The organism is Enterobacter sp. R-1.6.2 (assembly GCF_035064085.1).
GTDB lineage: Bacteria > Pseudomonadota > Gammaproteobacteria > Enterobacterales > Enterobacteriaceae > Enterobacter > Enterobacter asburiae_B.
Window position 1 is genome coordinate 1 of sequence record NZ_JASEYI010000155.1, and the last position, 241, is coordinate 241.

A 241-nucleotide genomic window follows, 5' to 3' on the forward strand; every position below is an offset into this window, starting at 1 on the left:
GGTCACGCTAAACAGATAACGCTCAGGATCGGTCACGCGGTACTGCCCGTGCATCTCAACGCGCACCACGTTGTCGTCAGAGGTCAGCATCACGCCAGAGGCGGCCAGTTCACGGACGGATTCCACGGTTACCGCGGTCACATCGTCAATGAAGGGCGGCTTCCAGTTCAGACCCGGCTCAACCCGATGGCTGAACTTACCGCAACGGGTGCCTACGCCGCGGGCTGCTTCTGTCATGGTG

At 61.0% G+C, this 241-nt stretch carries 1 protein-coding gene; it reads right to left on the reverse strand.

Annotated elements, in window-relative coordinates:
• A partial coding sequence (locus tag QMN93_RS26215) for an SPFH domain-containing protein (RefSeq protein WP_323630754.1) occupies nucleotides 1-241 on the reverse strand: 241 nt, incomplete at both ends.